The organism is Microbacterium sp. dk485, assembly GCF_004570445.1.
Classification (GTDB): domain Bacteria; phylum Actinomycetota; class Actinomycetes; order Actinomycetales; family Microbacteriaceae; genus Microbacterium; species Microbacterium wangchenii.
Map to the genome: position 1 here is coordinate 488,654 of NZ_SPQW01000001.1, position 16,230 is coordinate 504,883.

At 71.9% G+C, this 16,230-nt stretch carries 14 protein-coding genes; 2 read left to right on the forward strand and 12 right to left on the reverse strand.

Annotated features, from left to right (window positions below):
• Positions 1-31: 31 nt before the first annotated feature.
• From E4V99_RS02285 to E4V99_RS02330, 10 genes are all read right to left on the reverse strand, one after another.
• Positions 32-601, reverse strand: a complete 570-nt coding sequence (locus E4V99_RS02285) for a hypothetical protein (protein WP_135063868.1) — start codon at positions 599-601, stop codon at positions 32-34.
• A gap of 47 nt (positions 602-648) precedes the next feature.
• Entirely contained in the window at positions 649-1,554 is a 906-nt protein-coding gene (locus E4V99_RS02290; RefSeq protein ID WP_135116321.1) for a hypothetical protein, read from the reverse strand.
• Complete coding sequence (locus E4V99_RS02295) at positions 1,491-4,343, reverse strand: ADP-ribosyltransferase (RefSeq protein ID WP_135116322.1); 2,853 nt, start codon at positions 4,341-4,343, stop codon at positions 1,491-1,493. The genes E4V99_RS02290 and E4V99_RS02295 overlap by 64 nt, the downstream gene beginning before the upstream one ends.
• On the reverse strand, positions 4,340-4,633 hold the full coding sequence (locus tag E4V99_RS02300) for a hypothetical protein (RefSeq protein WP_135063859.1): 294 nt from the start codon (positions 4,631-4,633) through the stop codon (positions 4,340-4,342). Before E4V99_RS02300 ends, E4V99_RS02295 begins: the two co-directional genes overlap by 4 nt.
• Positions 4,630-4,962, reverse strand: coding sequence for a WXG100 family type VII secretion target (locus E4V99_RS02305; protein WP_135063856.1), 333 nt, complete (start codon positions 4,960-4,962; stop codon positions 4,630-4,632). The genes E4V99_RS02300 and E4V99_RS02305 overlap by 4 nt, the downstream gene beginning before the upstream one ends.
• 81 nt (positions 4,963-5,043) lie before the next feature.
• Positions 5,044-5,337 (reverse strand): WXG100 family type VII secretion target, encoded by a 294-nt coding sequence (locus tag E4V99_RS02310; RefSeq protein WP_135063853.1) that lies wholly within the window; start codon positions 5,335-5,337, stop codon positions 5,044-5,046.
• A 125-nt stretch (positions 5,338-5,462) separates the two neighbouring features.
• Positions 5,463-6,188 (reverse strand): hypothetical protein, encoded by a 726-nt coding sequence (locus tag E4V99_RS02315; RefSeq protein ID WP_135063850.1) that lies wholly within the window; start codon positions 6,186-6,188, stop codon positions 5,463-5,465.
• Positions 6,189-6,198: 10 nt separating this feature from the next.
• The gene (locus E4V99_RS02320) at positions 6,199-6,804 is read right to left on the reverse strand and encodes an FHA domain-containing protein (protein ID WP_135063847.1); all 606 of its coding nucleotides are present in this window, start codon (positions 6,802-6,804) and stop codon (positions 6,199-6,201) included.
• Positions 6,805-6,906: 102 nt separating this feature from the next.
• The gene (locus tag E4V99_RS02325; RefSeq protein WP_135116323.1) at positions 6,907-11,250 is read right to left on the reverse strand and encodes an FtsK/SpoIIIE domain-containing protein; all 4,344 of its coding nucleotides are present in this window, start codon (positions 11,248-11,250) and stop codon (positions 6,907-6,909) included.
• On the reverse strand, positions 11,247-12,254 hold the full coding sequence (locus E4V99_RS02330; protein WP_135063841.1) for a hypothetical protein: 1,008 nt from the start codon (positions 12,252-12,254) through the stop codon (positions 11,247-11,249). Before E4V99_RS02330 ends, E4V99_RS02325 begins: the two co-directional genes overlap by 4 nt.
• Before the next feature lie 77 nt (positions 12,255-12,331).
• On the opposite strand from E4V99_RS02330, the gene E4V99_RS02335 reads away from it, so the two are divergent.
• Positions 12,332-13,093: a hypothetical protein gene (locus E4V99_RS02335; RefSeq protein ID WP_135116324.1), complete on the forward strand. Its 762-nt coding sequence runs from the start codon at positions 12,332-12,334 to the stop codon at positions 13,091-13,093.
• Positions 13,086-13,784 (forward strand): hypothetical protein, encoded by a 699-nt coding sequence (locus tag E4V99_RS02340; protein WP_135116325.1) that lies wholly within the window; start codon positions 13,086-13,088, stop codon positions 13,782-13,784. The genes E4V99_RS02335 and E4V99_RS02340 overlap by 8 nt, the downstream gene beginning before the upstream one ends.
• A gap of 452 nt (positions 13,785-14,236) precedes the next feature.
• On the opposite strand, the gene E4V99_RS02345 is transcribed toward E4V99_RS02340, so the two are convergent.
• Positions 14,237-14,569: a hypothetical protein gene (locus E4V99_RS02345; RefSeq protein ID WP_135063832.1), complete on the reverse strand. Its 333-nt coding sequence runs from the start codon at positions 14,567-14,569 to the stop codon at positions 14,237-14,239.
• A gap of 29 nt (positions 14,570-14,598) precedes the next feature.
• The gene (purH, locus tag E4V99_RS02350) at positions 14,599-16,203 is read right to left on the reverse strand and encodes a bifunctional phosphoribosylaminoimidazolecarboxamide formyltransferase/IMP cyclohydrolase (protein WP_135063829.1); all 1,605 of its coding nucleotides are present in this window, start codon (positions 16,201-16,203) and stop codon (positions 14,599-14,601) included.
• Between the last annotated feature and the right edge of the window lie 27 nt (positions 16,204-16,230).

The following is a 16,230-nucleotide window of genomic DNA, read 5'->3' on the forward strand; positions in this document are numbered from 1 at the left end:
CGAACTCGGAGAGGTGAGTACTCCGGTGGGATCATGTCGCCTCGGCCTCGTCACGACCAGGCGTGGAGGAACGGAGCTCGCGCCGACGCGCCAGCGGGGCGTCCGCGATGGAGCCCTGTGCCCGAAGCTCGTCGGCCGAGTACACCGCATAGCGGGAGAACGCCGCGGCCGCGATGTCGCTGGAGAACCATATCTGTGCGCCGTCAGGCCCCGTGAGGAGAACGCCGCCCTCGTCGCCGCTCCGTAGATTCCACCCTTCCCTGACCACCGCAGTGCCCTCTGCGTCCAACTCCACCAGTGGCGCCAGCCGACTCAGCCCGCGCGATTCGCGCGCGGATCCCAGGTAAAGCATCACCACGTAGCGCTCAACGTCCTGCCACCGGCGTGAAGACACCTCCCTGAGCGGCTTCGCGTCGCGCAGGCTCCTGCTCAGCACCCATCCGTCGCCTGTCCGATCGATGCGCACACGCGATTCGCCATCGTCCAGGAGGAGATGCGCGTCTTTGGACGGCAGCAGTTCGAGACCTTCGTCCGTCAACCACCGCGCGAGCTGGGCGCATGAATCGGCCGTCTGGCCGTTACGCTCTTCGTGCTCGGCCATGTCTGCGTGTCTCCCCGTTGCACTGCCTGGCCGGGCGGCAATCTACCTCACTGAGGCGGCGACACCCGGCCGGTCACGACGATCTGACCCGGCATGTCGATCACCCGCAAGACCTCCCAGTCCAACCCGCGCGCCAGCAGCAGCGTACCCGGCTCTCCCGGGAGCGACGCATCCTGATAGAGGGCCGGCACGCCGGCCGGTACGTGGAGTTTCACGACCACCTCCGCCTCGGGAGGAAGGACGTCTTGGCCGGCGAGCAGCGAAAGGAGATACGCCGGTTCGTGGATGCGCGTTCCCATCGTGAGGTCGGTGGGCAGCGAGTCCCGAGAACGGACAAGCGTCACGACCACCGGCTCCGGTGTGGGACGAACCTGAAGAGCCGAATCCAGGGCGCGCACGCTCTCTGCGATGCGGGGCGCCAATGCACCCCCCGCTCGCAGAGCCGCGTCGATCTCGGTCCGCTCGGGCCGTTTCGCTTCGGGTTCGTTCCGCCGAGGCGCATCATCCCTGCGCGGTTCGAGCGCTTCCCGTGCGGAGGCCTTGCTCTCGAAGCTCTCGAAGGACGTGTCGGCTGCTCCAGCGTATGCAGGGCCGGCGGTCCCCGCGAGGGAAGCAACGGCTTCGGCAGCGGGCACTCCGTCGTCGTGGCGTCGACGCAGCTCCTCGATCCAATAACCGGATCCCTGTGGTTGGAAGTCGCCCTCGCGACGGGAGATCAGACCGGCTGCATCCTTCTCGTCGCCGTCCACGCCGTGGAACAGGTATGCCTCGACGACCCCCTCCCGACGGATGGCGACGGCACGAATCGGTCCACGCGGCCCGGCATGGTAGGTAGGCAGGTCTCCTGAGACCTTTCCTGAGAAGTCCTCGTCCGAGAACACGCTGGCGATCATCCGATCCTCCCGAAAACATGCCACTGTCCGTCGATCAGAACGGAACGGGTCGCGGTCCACGATAGACCCCTACCCAAGAGCAACTCTCGCTCGGAGCCACCGAACGCCGACACCGACTCCACCCACATCGCCGGGGTCTTCTCCGGCACAGAAAGGTGCAGGACGACATCCTTGCCCTTGAACGAGTCCGCGACACCGCCCAGGGAGGTGGACAGGTAGGACGATTCGTCGAACTTGGTCCCTGGCGCGCTTTGGGGCGTCACCGGCCAGTGGTCCACGTTCATGGCGCGCGTGACGACTACTTCAGAGGGAAGCGGCCGGGAGTTCATGGCAGCGTCGATGTTCTGGATGTGAGGCTGGAGATGAGCGGGGTAGGGATCCCCGGCTCGCAGCGCTCCGTTGATCTCCCGATAGGTCACCCCGCTGGTACCGGGCGCCTCACGGGTGTAGTCCAGCACCGCATCCCGCTGCGTGTCCGTCAGGTCATCCTTGATCCCGGCCCAGTGCTCCTGACCGAACTGGGTTGCCGCAGCATCGTCAGCGAACGTCCGTCCACCCGAGATCTCGTTCATCGCCGCGTCATACTGCTCCTGCGGCGTGAGCTTCGCGAACTCCTCAGGGGTGAGCGGCGCGGAGTCCGGTGCGTCCGCCGGATCTGCGCCTCCTGCCGGCGCATCGCCGGCGTCGGTCGGGTTGCCCGACGGGTCACCCGGCGTGGCCGGGGAGCCGCCCGCGTCCGGCGCATCTCCCGTCACGGGCACGCCATCGGCATCCGGCGTGTGCGGAGCCGGATCGGCACCGCCGTCGGCATCACCCGGACGGCCACCATCGGCATCACCCGGGCGTCCGCCATCGGCATCACCCGGGCGTCCGCCATCGGCATCACCGGGGCGTCCGCCATCGGCATCACCAGGGCGTCCGCCGTCGGCATCACCAGGGCGCCCGCCGTCGCCATCGCCCGGGCGTCCGCTGCCGGCAGTCGGCGCGTCGGGATCGCTCGAGGCCGGAGCAGAGTTGCCGGCTCCGCCGGATGAAGCCGGGAATCCGTCGCCGTCGACATCCATCCCGAGGTCGTTCTCGACGTCGTGGAAGATCGGCGTCTCGGGGTCGTACCCGCCCGGGTTCTGGGAGCCGTTACCCGAGCCGGAGCCCGGAGGCAGGCCGTTCCCGCCGCCACCGCCGGTGTTGACCGGCGGGGTCGGGACATCGACCGGGTCGTTGCCGCCACGCGGGCCGCCCCCACCGTTCCCGCCCGGTGAGGGGATACCCTCGCCGCCGGTCGGTGTGGGTGCTTCGCCTTCGGGCACGCGCGGACCGCCGCCGCCGTCGCCACCGCCGCCACTGACCTCGTTGCCGCCCGTGACGTTAGGGCCCTCGTAGTCGGTCGTGCCGGCGGGACCGCCGTCGCCACCGCCGCCGCTGACCTCGTTGCCGCCGGAGACGTTCGGACCCTCATAGTCCGTCGTACCGGGGCGGCCACCGCCGTCGGGGCCGCCGCTGTTGGCGTTGTTGCCGCCGGTGACGACCGGCACGTTCTCGTTGACGTCGATGTTGCCCCGACCCGGGTCGGCAGCCGACGACGAGCCGCGGCCGGAGCCGCTGCGCGATCCTCCGCCGGAGGTCACCACGCCGCCCAGACCACCGATCACGACAGAGCGGGGGTCCACGCTGCCGTCACTGATGAGACCGTCGGTCGCGGCACCCGCCGCTCCCCCGCCGCCGCCGGCAAGAGCCCTGACGACGACATTCTCGCCGTACCGACCGAACGGCCTGGCGATGACGTCCGATACCGCGCCGCCGACGAGGCTGGAGCCGAGAACCGCGAGGAGGTTCGCGTCGCCGCGCTTGACGACCACCTCCGCGGTCAGCGCAGCCGCCGTCCCGGCGGCGAGATCGATGGCGGCCTGGACCTGGCGCTTGTGGCGCAGCGCGAAGGGGATGAGGCTGGCTCGGATGGCGCGGATGCGCACGGCCACGCGGGCAGCCGTACCCCCCACGCGGGTGAGGATCGTGAGGATGCGACCGCCGATCACGGCGATGCGCGCGGTCATGGCTGCAGCGCCGGCAGCGGCGCTGGCGCCGAAGGTGAACGCACTCAGCGCGGCGCTGATGGCCACCGTCGCGGCGATCTCGATCGCGAGCTGCACGAGCATCTCGATGACTTCCTTGTGCGCTTCACGCACGTCATCGGCGTAGTCGCTGCACTGGGTCCCGAGGTCCTCGATGAGGTCGGCCACGTCACCGATGTCGGTCGCGAAGTCGCTCACCTCAGTGCGGGCCTTGACGAGTTCGACGCTGTCCAGGGAGGCCACGGGGTTGTCGCCCTGACGCACGTCCGTCGCCAGGCGGCGGACGTCGCGGGCGATGTCCTTCCACGCCCGTGCGGCGTCGTCGAGCTTGTCGGTGTCGGCATTGGGCCACATCATCCCGACGACGTCCATCACCAGATCCCAGCCCGTGGGCTCGTTGGTGCTGCCGCCGAAGGCGGAGGGGGGCGGTGCGACGCTCTGCGGGCTGCGCGGCGGCCGGAGCGTGAAGCTTCCGGCGTCGAAGGGCTGCCCGGATGCGACCGCCTCCGCCGACGCGGCGTTGCCCCCGCTGGCCATGAAGAGGCGGTCCAGGCTGTTGGCGCGCACGCCGATGTCGAAGATGTTCTGCAGCGCGGCGCCCGCGACATCGTCGTAGGCGCCCGCGAACTGCTCGCCGCCGGGGTCGGAGCCGGCCATGCTCGCAAAGCCATTCGCGGAGGAGCGGGCGGTGCTGCCGACCGTGTCGGCGGACTCGGCCACCGCGTCGAAGGCGTCGGCAGCCTGCACGTACAGGGTCGGGTCGATTCGTCTCGTCGTCATGCGCTGGCCCACATCGTGCGATTGTTGTTCTGGGCGGCCTCGTAGACCGATGCGGCCTCACCGACCCACTTCTTCAGGTCTTCGGCGTGCGTCTTGATCGCCGCCGCGCCGAGCTGCCACGTGCCGACGAGCCCGAGGAACTCCACGCTGGCCACGCCCGCCCACTGGGCGTTGGCTGCGGCGGTGGCGCCGGCGGCGTGCGTCTCGAGGTCGGTGCAGTAGGTGATGAGGTTGTCGAGCGCCGTCTCCAGCTCGCGCAGCTGCGCGAGGTCGAAGGTGTGCAGGCTCACGCGGTTCCCCCACCCTGCCGGCGTGTGCCGACGGTGGATGAACGGGATGCGGCGGTGACCTGCATCTCCGTCATGGTGTAGCCCGTCTCCGCGCCCTGCACACGGGCGGCGATGTCGGTGAGGGCGTCGCGGACCAGACCGGCGTTGGTCTGCCACTCCGCCCAGCTCTCCGCGAACTTCTCCGCGGCGTCGCCGCTCCACGATGCACCCACGATGGATGTCACCACGCCGGAGATCTGAGACACGTGCCCGTCGAACTGGGCGACGGCTCCGACCATCGCCGAGGCCGAATACCCCAGGGCCGGTGTCGATACCGAGAATTGCCCCATCTGCTGCTCCTGCTCCCTAAGCTCTTCCGCCGCCCACCCACGACAGGGGGCGCCGTCAGCCGGCGCCCCCGACGATCATGCTCAGGCGCGGAAGCTGTTGCTGATGTTGTTCTCCGACTCCTCGTAGGCCAGCGCGGCCTTCGAGAGCTGGTCGCTGATCCCGGTGAGGGATTCCTTCAACTGCAGGCCCGCTGCATCCCACTGCTCGTACAGCTCGTTGAACGACTGCGAGGCTGCGCCGCCCCAGTCGCCCGCGATGAGTCCCTGCACGAGCGACTTCAGGTTGCTCAGCTGCGACTCGATCGAAGCGGCTCCCGAAGAGAGCTGGTTCGCGACGCCCGAGAGCGACTCCGAGGTGACTTTGATGTCCGCCATGTGATCCTCCGTGGTTCAGGGCGATCAGCCGCCCGGGTCATAGGTTCCGCATAGTTCTAACACATATACGGCGGTCCGAATATAGCTATTGCGCTGCGGGTGTCAAGTATGAAAGGAAACTCATGTCACGCGTCCCGCCGCATGGGCCGGCCAGTGGCCATGGAGGCGGCCGCGCGGCCGACGCGACGGGCGTCATCGGTCTCCAGGTAACGGACGATTGCCCCCTCCGCCAGCGCGCGGAACGACCCCGCGAGCGCTCTCAGTTGGACGTCGCTGAGGGCCGTGTCCACGGGCAGCGTGAAGCCGCCGAGATCGAACGACGAGCTGAGATACCGCGTGAGCCCGCCGGCGGCCCCTTCACGGAACCGCTTCGGCCGGGCGACGCCCACGACGAGCGTGACCTGGGAACCGCCCGCGCGGTAGGTGAGGCGCTTCATCCAGCGCCCGATCCCCCCGCCGGATGACAGGTTCGCCCGCTCGTCGCAGTAGACGACGCCCAGCACGTCCGCCCACGGGATCGGCGGGATGCCGGCGAAGACGAGCGCGTGCGGGGAGAGCAGCAGCAGCGGATCACCCGCGCGCAGGAAGGTCTGCAGCCGACGGCGGAGGCGCAGGCCCAGCACGACGCTGGCCAGCAGGACGAGGAGGAAGATGCTCAGGAGGAAGTAGGTCGCGAGCCGTCCGATGCCGCTCATCGCGAGGGCGACGATGCCGGCTCCCACGAGCGCGACCAGCGCAAGGTACACCGCGACGTAGACGGTGTTGCGGCGCAGCGCAGCGCGCAGCTGGCCGCGGTCGGCGTCGAACGCGACCGCTTCGGTCAGTCTCTCGGCGGGCGCGCTCTCCGTCATGGCGACGAATCTATCGCGCCGTCCCCACTTCGACCACGACGTCGCCGAGGATGAGGCGGTCGCCGGCGTGGATGGCGATGGGGTCGCGAGGGCGCAGCGGATGCCGCGCACCGCCGCGCTCGAGGAGGGTGCCGTTGCCCGAGCCGGCGTCTTCGGCCGAGGCCTCACCAGGGCCGGAGGGACGCACGATCAGATGCACGCGCGACACCGAGCGCGTGGGGTCGGCCACCTCGATCGGCGCGCCGCCGTGATCGGCCGCGCGTCCGGCGGGGTTGCGTCCGAGGACCAGCACCTGGTCGATGGCGACTTCGGCGCCCTGCGGCATGCGCAGCGCCAGCGCGGCCGGAGCCACGGGCGCCGGCGGGGCCACGGCGGCCGGCCGGGCCACGGGCGGGGCGAGGTCGGGCAGCGGGACGGGCGCCACGGGCTCGGGCGGCGCGACGGGTGCGGCGACGGTCTGCGGTTCGCGCGTGCCGCCACCGGTCGTGCGGAAGGGCGGCGGGAGGACGCTGGCGGTCGCCGCGGGCGCATCCGCCACCACGATCTGACCGCACGACGGGCAGAACATCGTGTTCGGCCGGACGGCCGCACCACAGAACCGGCACTGCGTGCTCATGAAGCGCATCCTCGCATCGGAATGGTGCGGACCCCCGTCCGCACACAACCCCCCCAGCTTACGCGCGCGGGAAGCCGGTTGCGGCCACGGGTCGCGACCGGGTCAGGCGCGCAGATCGGGCACCTGCACCGCGCTGTAGCCACCCGTCGCGAACAGCACGCCCGACCCCGGCGCCCCGCGGCCGACGAAGGGCCGAGGGATCTGCGTGCTGAACAGCTGGGTGCCCAGGATCGTCGACGTGGGCGAGAGCACGAGGCCCGTGCGCCCGCGCTTGGCGTCGGTGACCACACCGCTGATCGCGGTGCCGGCGGAGTCGGCGCCGAGCGAGATGATGAAGCGCAGGCGCGTGCGGGCAGCCACCAGCGCACGCTCGAGCACCGAGTCGCGGATCGCTTCGGCGTCGTCGACGATCACGGTGACCAGGCCCTCCCCCGCGAGAGCCTCCTCGATCTGCTCGGCGGTGGCCGCCGAGGTCAGCACGGGGACGTCGTGGGCCGCGGCGACCTCCGCCAGCACGGATCCGGCGGCGGCGACGACCGCCATCGGCGTGCCCGCCCATCCGAGCTGGTGGGCGATGAGCGCGAGCGCGTCGGTCTTGCCGCTGCGGCGGTCGCCGACGACGATGAAGCCGCCGACTTCCGGCCAGTCGATCGTGAAGCGCGACAGCGTGTCGCCGCCCACGCCGACCACGGGGGTCTCCGCCGCATCCGGCTCGGCCAGCGGCAGCAACGCAGCATCCGACAGTCCGATGTGCGAGGGCAGCGGGTCCACCCTCAGGGCGGAGGGCAGCTCGGCCAGCTGCGGGAACCGGGCGAAGTGCGCGGCGGCGTGCTCGACGGTGCCGCGCAGGTTCGCCGCCTGAGCCTCGCCGGACGTGTCGGCCGACACCACGGCGATCTGGCCCTCGGCTCCGTCGGCGCCGAACAGGACGCGGCCGGCCGGCATGTCGGCCGGGATCTCGCGCACCATGATGCCGGCGCCGCGGTAGTCGTTCACGTCGCGCATGGGGAGTGCATACTGCGTGTCGATGAAGCTCGCGATGCGGTCGGACGGGATGCTGCGGTCAGCCGTCACGACCACGCGGATGCCGACAGCCGGACCCTCGCGCAGCAGGCGCAGCATCTGGTCGCGCACGCTGACCATCTCGTCGGGGCTGAGGGAGGCCGACAGCCGCTCCCAGCCGTCGATCACGACGATCGCGTAGGCGAGCGCCTCACGCGGATCGGCGGTGCGGCGCTGCTCGGCGATGCTGCCGACGGCCGCCTGGGCGAGCACGCCCTGGCGGCGGGACAGCTCGCCGGCGAGGCGTCCGAGCAGGCGCGGCAGCCGCTCGGCGTCCTGCGGGGTGATCACGGCGCCCGTGTGCGGCGCCCCGGTCAGGGGAAGGAGCGCACCGTTGCCCCAGTCGACGACGTACAGGTGCAGGTCGGCGGGGGTGAAGCGCAGCACGGCCTGCGACAGCAGCGTGCGCAGCGCCGTCGTGCGGCCCGAGCGGCTGCCGCCGAACAGCAGCAGGTGCGAGTCGTCGAGGATGCTCCACGCGAGCGGCCGCTGGGTCTGCTCGCTGGGGACGTCCTCCAGGCCCAGGATCACGGCACCCTCGGGCACGGCGCCGTCGTCGAAGCGGTCCAGCGGCAGCACGTCGGGCAGCGGCATGAGCCACGGCGACGGGCTCTTGGGCACGCCCAGCAGCTGCGCGGCCTTCCCGGCCAGCTGGACGAGGGCACGCAGATCCGTGTCGTCCTGGTCGGGGCGGTGCGTGGCCTGCTCGGTCGCGGAGGGGTAGCGCGGCGGGAGGCCGAGCGTCTGCCACTCCACGCGTGCGGCGGGAGGAAGCACCCGCGCGGTGCGCTGGTGCCCGAGGCGGAGGGCGGCCACCCGCGCGGTCTGGAACGGGATGGGCGCCGCATCCAGTCCCGCGCGCACGTACCCGCGACCGGGCGAGCCGGCGGGGATGAGCGCGGCATCGGGGGTTCCGATGACGTCGCCGGAGTCGGCGCGGTCGGTCACGCGCAGCGCGACGCGCAGGTTGATGTTGGACTGCATCTCCGGAGTGATGACGCCGGAGGGTCGCTGCGTCGCGAGCACGAGGTTGACCCCGAGCGAGCGACCCACGCGCGCGATGCGCACGAGGCCGTTGATGAAGTCGGGCAGCTCGGTCTTGAGCTCGGCGAACTCGTCGACGACGATCATGAGGCGCGCAAGGCCCAGCCGTGCCGCGGCATCCGGGTCCTTCTCCCACGCGGCGTCGACGTCCTTCGCGCCGATGTCGTCGCGCAGGACGCGCTCGCGACGCTTCAGCTCCGCGTCGAGGGAGGCCAGGGCCCGCTCGGTCTCGCGGGCGTCGAGGTTGGTCACCATGCCGACGGTGTGCGGCAGGCGGCTGCAATCGGCGAAGGCGGAGCCGCCCTTGTAGTCGATGAGCACGAAGTTCAGCGCGTCCGGGCGGTTGGCCAGCGCGAGGGAGATCACGAGCGTCTGCAGGAACTCCGACTTGCCCGAACCGGTCGTCCCGGCCACGAGCGCGTGCGGGCCGTCGGAGGCGATGTCGATCGCGAACTCCCCCTCGGTGCCGGCACCCACCACGACGTACGACTGGCGCGGCACCAGCTGCCACTGCTCGGCGATCGGCCGCGCATCGTCCAGGTCGATGCCCATGAGCTCGCTGTACCGGACGCTGGAGGGAAGCGTGGCGTCATCGCCGACGCCGCGCACGTGCTCGATGGGGCACAGCGCCCGCGCGACGTCTTCGGCGTACGCGAGGCTCACCTGATCCAGCAGCACCGGCGCGTAGTACTCCTCCGCCGACTCGACGCGGCCCAGGAGCGGATCGACCCCGTCGACGGTCACGACGGATGCGGCTTCCTCGGGCAGGCGCGAGCGGTCGCTGTCGATCGCGAGCACGTGGATGCCGAACAGGGCGCCCTTCTCCAGGATCGTCACCATGCCCGGGAGCATGCGGTAGCGCCGCGCGCCGTCGATGACGAGCACGATCTGCGCGTCCGCTGAGGCGCCGCGGCGTTCGCCGGCGACCCGCATCCGGGCGTCCAGGACGGCGCCCAGCTCGCGCAGGCGCTCGCGGCGGGTGTGGTCGGTGTTGCCGATGAGGGCGACCGGCCCGGCGCCGGCGTTCAGGTGCGGAAGCCACTGCACCCACGACCACGTGGACTCCTGCTCGCGGTCGCACAGGACGATGAACTGCAGGTCGCGGGGCGAGCGGAGCGTGGCCAGGTCGGTGATCATCGCACGCGCCAGGCCCGCGGTGACGTCGGCGGGGCCGCTCACGCCGACGGGGCCGGCGGCGAGGTCGACCGACACCGGTGCCGGCGAGACGCCCACGCGGCGCTCCAGCGTGCGCTCCTTCTGCGGTCCACCCTCGAACCGCACCTCCAACGGCGTCTCGGCGACGCCGACGCGGACGCGGAGGGCGTCGGTGTCGGTGCGGCGCCGCTCCCACAGCCGCGCCAGCGGGCGCGTGGCGATGTCGCGGATGAGGACCGGATCCAGGTGCCGGTACCACGCGTCCAGGCGCTGATCGCGGGTGAGTTCGGCGATCCGGGCCCGCGCGTCGTGGATGTCCTGCACCCACTCGGCCTCGGTGCGCTGGCCTTTGCGCTCGGCGAGGCGCTTGTTCATGATGAACGACCCGACGACCATGATGGGCGAGGCGGCAGCCATCATGAGCATGATGGGGCGCTGGAACACCACGGCCAGGGTCACGCCCAGCACGATCGGGATGAGCGCCGACAGCCACGGCAACGGCGATCCGTCCGCCTCGTCGGGCTTGTCACCGGGGAGGGCGACGACGGGGACCTGACGCGCCGGGCGGATGCGGGACGGGCGGTTGAACGCGCGCGTGCCGACCTCGTCCACGGTGAGGTCGGCGTCCGGCGCCGGGGCCAGTCCGATGCGGACGATGCTGCTGCCCAGCTGCACCAGGTCGGCGGGGACGATCTGGACGGCGGCGGCCGTCTCGGCGCCGTTGACGACGAGGTGGCCCTGCGGATCGGCCAGCGACACGGTCGCCGTCAGCGGCGCGAACGAGCCGTCCGGCGACATGCCGCCCACCGCCGTGAGGATCGCATGACGGCCCTCCAGGTGCGGGTCGGCGACGCAGATATGCGCGTCGTTGCCGCGCCCGATCGACACCTCCTGGCCGGGTTCGAGTGGCACCACCTCGCCGGCGAAGGGACCGGCGACGAACTCCAGCCGCAGGCGTCCGGGAGAGATCACGACGGGTGAGGCCGCGGGGACGCGCACACCGCTGTGCACGCCGGACTCGGCGAAGCTCTCGGCCGTGTCGGCGCCGGGTGCCAGGAGATCCGGATCGACCTTCAGCGACTCCGCCAGCTCCGACACGGTGGTGGCCGCATCCACCTTCACCACCCACGACTCCGGGCGGCGGGCGGCGTCGGTGGGACGATCGATCGTGAGCCGGAGCGTCATGACGCCGGTACCTCCTGCAGGATGCGGGCGAGCGGGGTGAGAAGCGAGGGTGCGGTGGATTCTTCTTCCGGCGGCGCCGGCACGACGATGCCGAGATCGGCGGCGTCGGTCCACAGCGGCGCCACGGGTGCGGCGGGCAGATCGGGGCCGACCGTGATGCTCCCGAGCGCCTGGCGGCCGTCGGCGTCGATCACGCGAAACGCCGCCTGCACGGCAGCATCCGACTCCTCCGTGAGGGTGAGCTCGCCGTCGGCGCCGCACGACAGGCGCGGGCTGAGAGCGAGGCACGACACCGTGATGTCGTCCCCGGCGACGAGCTCCGCGAGGGGGCGGAGCTCGGGTCCGTTCGCGTGCACGGCGACCGGACCGCCGTCGGTGGCGGCGACGGCGGAGAGGGTCAGCTCGGCGTCGACGGACTGGCCGGCGTCGTCGGTGACGGTCAGCTTCACCGAGATCGGACCGGGCTCGCCCGGCCGTACGGCCAGGTGCGCCGGCCCCACCCCGACCAGCGCGGTGGCCGGCAGGACCTCGCCGATCTCCACGCGCGCGTCGGCGCACAGCACGCACGTGAGCTCGAGCAGGGTCAGCGGGATGAGACTCTGCCGCCCGACGGGGAGCGGCACGTCGATGGCGGATGCCGCGATCTCCGGTGCGGCCGGAGGAGCAAGCCGCACGCGGTACCGCACCTGCGCAGCGGCGTCGCCGGCCCGGAGCGGCACCACGAGCACCTGCTCGGGGTGGTCGGGGTCATAGGGGGCCGAGAGGGTGACACCCTCGTCGGTGCACGCCACATCGACGTCGTCGAGCGTGCCGACGCCCGCGCAGTCGACGGTCCAGCCGGCACTGGGGCGCACGTCGACAGGCTCACCATAGGGGATCTCGATCACCCCGCTGTCGGCGGCGGGATCCTCGGGCGCCGCCGCGGCGACGGAGGTCGCCCCGAGGCCCATGCACACCAGGAACGCCGCGGCCGCGCTGACGATGCGCAGGGGCGAGCGGGGCATAGCGCCTCCAAAGGAAGTGAGGATTCTGACTATGATAAGCGGGTGCCCGGCTCCGAACCGGGGTTCCGGAGCGTGGTATGAGCGAGAGCATCCCGACGCGCCGAGCGCAACGCGACGCGGCCGACGGCCCCGGTGCGGCGCGCTCGGGAGCGGCACTGGCCGACCCCGCCGACCGTGAAGCCGGCCACACCGAGTGGCGACCCGCCCAGGGCATCCCCGCCGCCACCGTGGCCGCCCCCCGCCGTTCGGCGGCGCCGATCACCAGCGCGCCGGTGTTCGCACCCACGCGGTTCGAGCAGCCACCGGCCGACGCCGCTCCCGCCCGCATCGGCTGGGACGCCGGCCGATCGAGCCTGTCGGCGACGGCGGGAGAGATCCGCCCCCTCGAAACCGCCGCGGATGTGCTGCCCGAGCTGGAAGAGGCCCAGATCACGCCGCGGCCCATGTGGAAGCATCCGGCGTTCCTGGTCTCGGCCATCACGACGCTGCTCGCCCTCATCGCCCTGGCCGTCTTCCTCGTGCTGGGCCTGCTGAACCCGCGCCCTGCCGCGACCGGCCTCACCCTCGACGCCGGCGACGACAACGTGCACGTGTCGTGGTCGGGCCCCGACGTGGCCTACCAGGTGATCGTCGTCGGCGGACCGGGCGGCGACGAACTCGACGTGTCGCAGCTGGTCACCGGCACCGAGGCGTGGATCCCGACGGGCATGGGCTTCATCGACGACCGCTCGTGCGTGGTCGTGCGCCCCGCCGAGGGCAACGAGACCGCCGAGGTGGCTCTGGACGCGGCCACGGTGGCCGATCAGGGCGGCGCGTCGGCCTGCGTGGCGGATGACTGACCGCCGCATCCGCGCCCTGGCCGTGCTCGCGGCGACCGTCGCGCTGCTGGCGGGATGCGCCGGGGCGCCCGCCGAGCCGGTGCCCACACCGACCACGGCCGACCTCTCCACCTACGATCCCGCCGACCACGGCAACGGCGTGGCGCTGCTGCCGCCGCCGGGGGCGCGGGACAGCGTGATCCGCGCGATGCGGGCCGCCGGCGCGGTGGAGCTCGCGGGCAGCTACCGGGACGCCGCATCCGGCCGCCAGCTTCAGGTGAGCCGCATCGGCGACGAGCAGAGGTGGACCGCCGAAGTCACCGTCGACGGCGCCGCGACCTCGATCGTCGTGGACGAGGGCGATGCGTGGGTCCGCCCCTCCCCCGCCGTCGCGGGGCAGCTCGCCCTGCCCGCGGGGCAGTGGTCGTGCGTGTCGCCGGAGGACCCGGCCGTGCAGCGGTGGATGCCGCTCGTGCAGCCGGTCGACCTGGTCACGGAGCTGACGTCGGATGCGTCGGGCCTGACCGCGCCCGCCGACGGCTCCGTGGACCTGCTGCTGGGCGAGGACGGTGCGGCCGGCGTGCTCACCGTGGCGACCTCGGGCCCGGCCCTGCCGTCGCGCCTGGTGCGTGCCGATGAGGTCGGGGCGGTCGACGTGACGTTCACGAACTGGGGCGCCGAGCCCGACGTGACGCCCCCCGGCCCCTGCTGACCCGGCTCGCCCGCACGTCGCCCGCACGTCGCCCGCGTCCGCCGAGCCCTCCCCGTGCCCTGCGAACCCGCCCGCGCCGGCGCTGCTTCCCTTCGCACTTCGCCTGCCCGAACTCCTCAAATCCGGCGGGAAATCCGGCGCAACCGCGCGTAGCAACCGGTTCCCGGGCGCGGTCTTGCGGAGTTCGGGCGGCGGCCCCGGCGAACCCGAGGGCCGCACGCCGCGCCGGCTGATCCGTCGTGGCTCGAGGTGGAGGCGCCCGCTGCGTGTGGTCCCCGTCGACCCAGCCGCCTCCCGCTCGACCCGAACTCCTCAAATCCGGCCGGAAATCCGGCGCAACCGCGCGTAGCAACCGGTTCCCGGGCGCGGTCTTGCGGAGTTCGGGCGGCAGCATCAGCACGCCGACAGCACGCCGACAGCACGCCGCGGCCGGAGCGGCTACAGCGGCCGGGCTACCAGCGGGGGTAGCCCTGGCACGCGGTGCCGACGCGGTGCAGACCCACCTGCGGGTCGGCGAACGCGGTCCAGACGCCCTTCGCGTCGCGGCGCTCGGCGGCCCGCTCCATCGCGGTGAGCACGGCGGGCGCGCCGGTGGCCCACGCGGAGTAATCCGGCTGCGAAATGCCGTCGGCCCCCTGCTCGGCGACGGTGCGCACCTGACCGGCCAGCGCGATCACCCGGTCGAAGGTCTCCGGGTTACCCGTCTGGCACTCGATCGCCGCCGCCATGAGGTCGACAACCGGCTGGGCGAGCGCAGCACACCGCTCTGCGAGGACATCCGACATGGGAACCGCCTTTCGTTTACGTGGATGGATCAGTGGAAGAAGTGACGCTCGCCCGTGAAGAACATCGTGATGCCCGCGGCGCGGGCCGCATCGATGACCTCATCGTCCCGCACGGATCCCCCCGGCTGCACGATCGCGGAAACGCCCGCGTCGATGAGCACCTGGGGTCCGTCGGAGAACGGGAAGAAGGCGTCGGATGCGGCGACCGAACCGGCGACGCGGTTCCCGGCGCGCTCGACGGCGAGCCGGCACGAGTCGACGCGGTTGACCTGTCCCATGCCGATCCCCACGGTGGCGGAGCCCTTCGCCAGCACGATCGCGTTGGACTTCACGGCGCGGCACGCCTTCCACGCGAAGATGAAGTTCGTCATCTCCTCCGCGGCCGGGCGCTCGCCCGAGACGAGCTGCCACGCGTCGGCGACCGACTCGATGTCGTCGGGGAACCGGTCGGCGTCCTGCAGCAGCAGGCCGCCCGACACCAGGCGCACATCCATCCGCTCCTGCTGCCAGTCCACGGGCAGACGCAGGACGCGCAGGTTCTGCTTGAGTTTGAACACCTCGAGCGCCTCCGGCTCGAAGTCCGGCGCGACGATGACCTCGGTGAAGATGTCGCGGAGGTTCTCGGCCATCTTCAGCGTCACGGTGCGGTTGGCGGCGATGACCCCGCCGAACGCGGAGACCGGATCGCACTCGTGGGCGCGCAGGTGGGCGCTGGCGATCTCATCCAGCGCGTTGGGCGCCGACACGGCGATGCCGCACGGGTTGGCGTGCTTGATGATCGCGACGGCGGGCTTGACCATGTCGAAGGCGGCGCGCAGGGCGGCGTCGGCGTCGACGTAGTTGTTGTACGACATCTCCTTGCCCTGCAGCTGCGTGGCCTGGGCGATGCCGTGCCCGCCCACGCGCGTGTAGATCGCAGCGCGCTGGTGCGAGTTCTCGCCGTAGCGCAGCGTGCTGAGGCGCTCGGCCTTGATCGTGAGGTGCTCGGGCAGGCCGTCTTCGACGAGCGTCCCCTCCGCGAACCAGGCCGCGACGGCGGCATCGTACGCCGCGGTGTGCGAGAAGGCGCGGGCGGCGAGCTCCTTGCGCTGGGTCAGCGTCGTGCCGCCCCCGCCGATGGCCTCGATGATGGCCGGGTAGCTCTCGGGCGAGACGACGATCGCGACGTTGGCGAAGTTCTTCGCCGAGGCGCGGACCATCGCCGGTCCGCCGATGTCGATCTGCTCGACGACGTCGTCGCCGGCGGCTCCGGATGCCACGGTCTCCACGAACGGGTAGAGGTTGACCACGACGAGCTCGAACGGCGCGATGTGCAGTTCGTCGAGCTGGCGCTCGTGGTCGGAGAGCCGCAGGTCGGCCAGCAGGCCCGCGTGCACGCCGGGGTGCAGCGTCTTCACGCGCCCGTCGAGCGACTCGGGGAAACCCGTCACCGAGGCCACGTCGGTCACGGGGTGCCCGGCGTCGCGGATCGTGGCGGCGGTCGATCCGGTGGACACGATCTCCACGTCGGCAGCGACGAGGGCTTCGGCGAGGCGCAGCAGATCGGTCTTGTCGCTGACCGACACCAGTGCGCGCCGGATAGGGACGACATCGCGTTCACGGTACAGCGTCGGGTCGTGACGGGGTCCAGCCATGGAGGTGTTCCTTCTGGGCGAGGGCGA

Excerpts from the sequence above, each read along its gene's own strand:
- E4V99_RS02285 (WP_135063868.1), bottom strand. The coding sequence starts at position 601 with ATGGCCGAGCACGAAGAGCGTAACGGCCAGACGGCCGATTCATGCGCC.
- E4V99_RS02295 (WP_135116322.1), bottom strand. The coding sequence starts at position 4,343 with ATGACGACGAGACGAATCGACCCGACCCTGTACGTGCAGGCTGCCGAC.
- E4V99_RS02305 (WP_135063856.1), bottom strand. The coding sequence starts at position 4,962 with ATGGGGCAATTCTCGGTATCGACACCGGCCCTGGGGTATTCGGCCTCG.
- E4V99_RS02310 (WP_135063853.1), bottom strand. The coding sequence starts at position 5,337 with ATGGCGGACATCAAAGTCACCTCGGAGTCGCTCTCGGGCGTCGCGAAC.
- E4V99_RS02315 (WP_135063850.1), bottom strand. The coding sequence starts at position 6,188 with ATGACGGAGAGCGCGCCCGCCGAGAGACTGACCGAAGCGGTCGCGTTC.
- E4V99_RS02320 (WP_135063847.1), bottom strand. The coding sequence starts at position 6,804 with ATGAGCACGCAGTGCCGGTTCTGTGGTGCGGCCGTCCGGCCGAACACG.
- E4V99_RS02325 (WP_135116323.1), bottom strand. The coding sequence starts at position 11,250 with ATGACGCTCCGGCTCACGATCGATCGTCCCACCGACGCCGCCCGCCGC.
- E4V99_RS02330 (WP_135063841.1), bottom strand. The coding sequence starts at position 12,254 with ATGCCCCGCTCGCCCCTGCGCATCGTCAGCGCGGCCGCGGCGTTCCTG.
- E4V99_RS02335 (WP_135116324.1), top strand. The coding sequence starts at position 12,332 with ATGAGCGAGAGCATCCCGACGCGCCGAGCGCAACGCGACGCGGCCGAC.
- E4V99_RS02340 (WP_135116325.1), top strand. The coding sequence starts at position 13,086 with ATGACTGACCGCCGCATCCGCGCCCTGGCCGTGCTCGCGGCGACCGTC.
- E4V99_RS02345 (WP_135063832.1), bottom strand. The coding sequence starts at position 14,569 with ATGTCGGATGTCCTCGCAGAGCGGTGTGCTGCGCTCGCCCAGCCGGTT.
- purH (WP_135063829.1), bottom strand. The coding sequence starts at position 16,203 with ATGGCTGGACCCCGTCACGACCCGACGCTGTACCGTGAACGCGATGTC.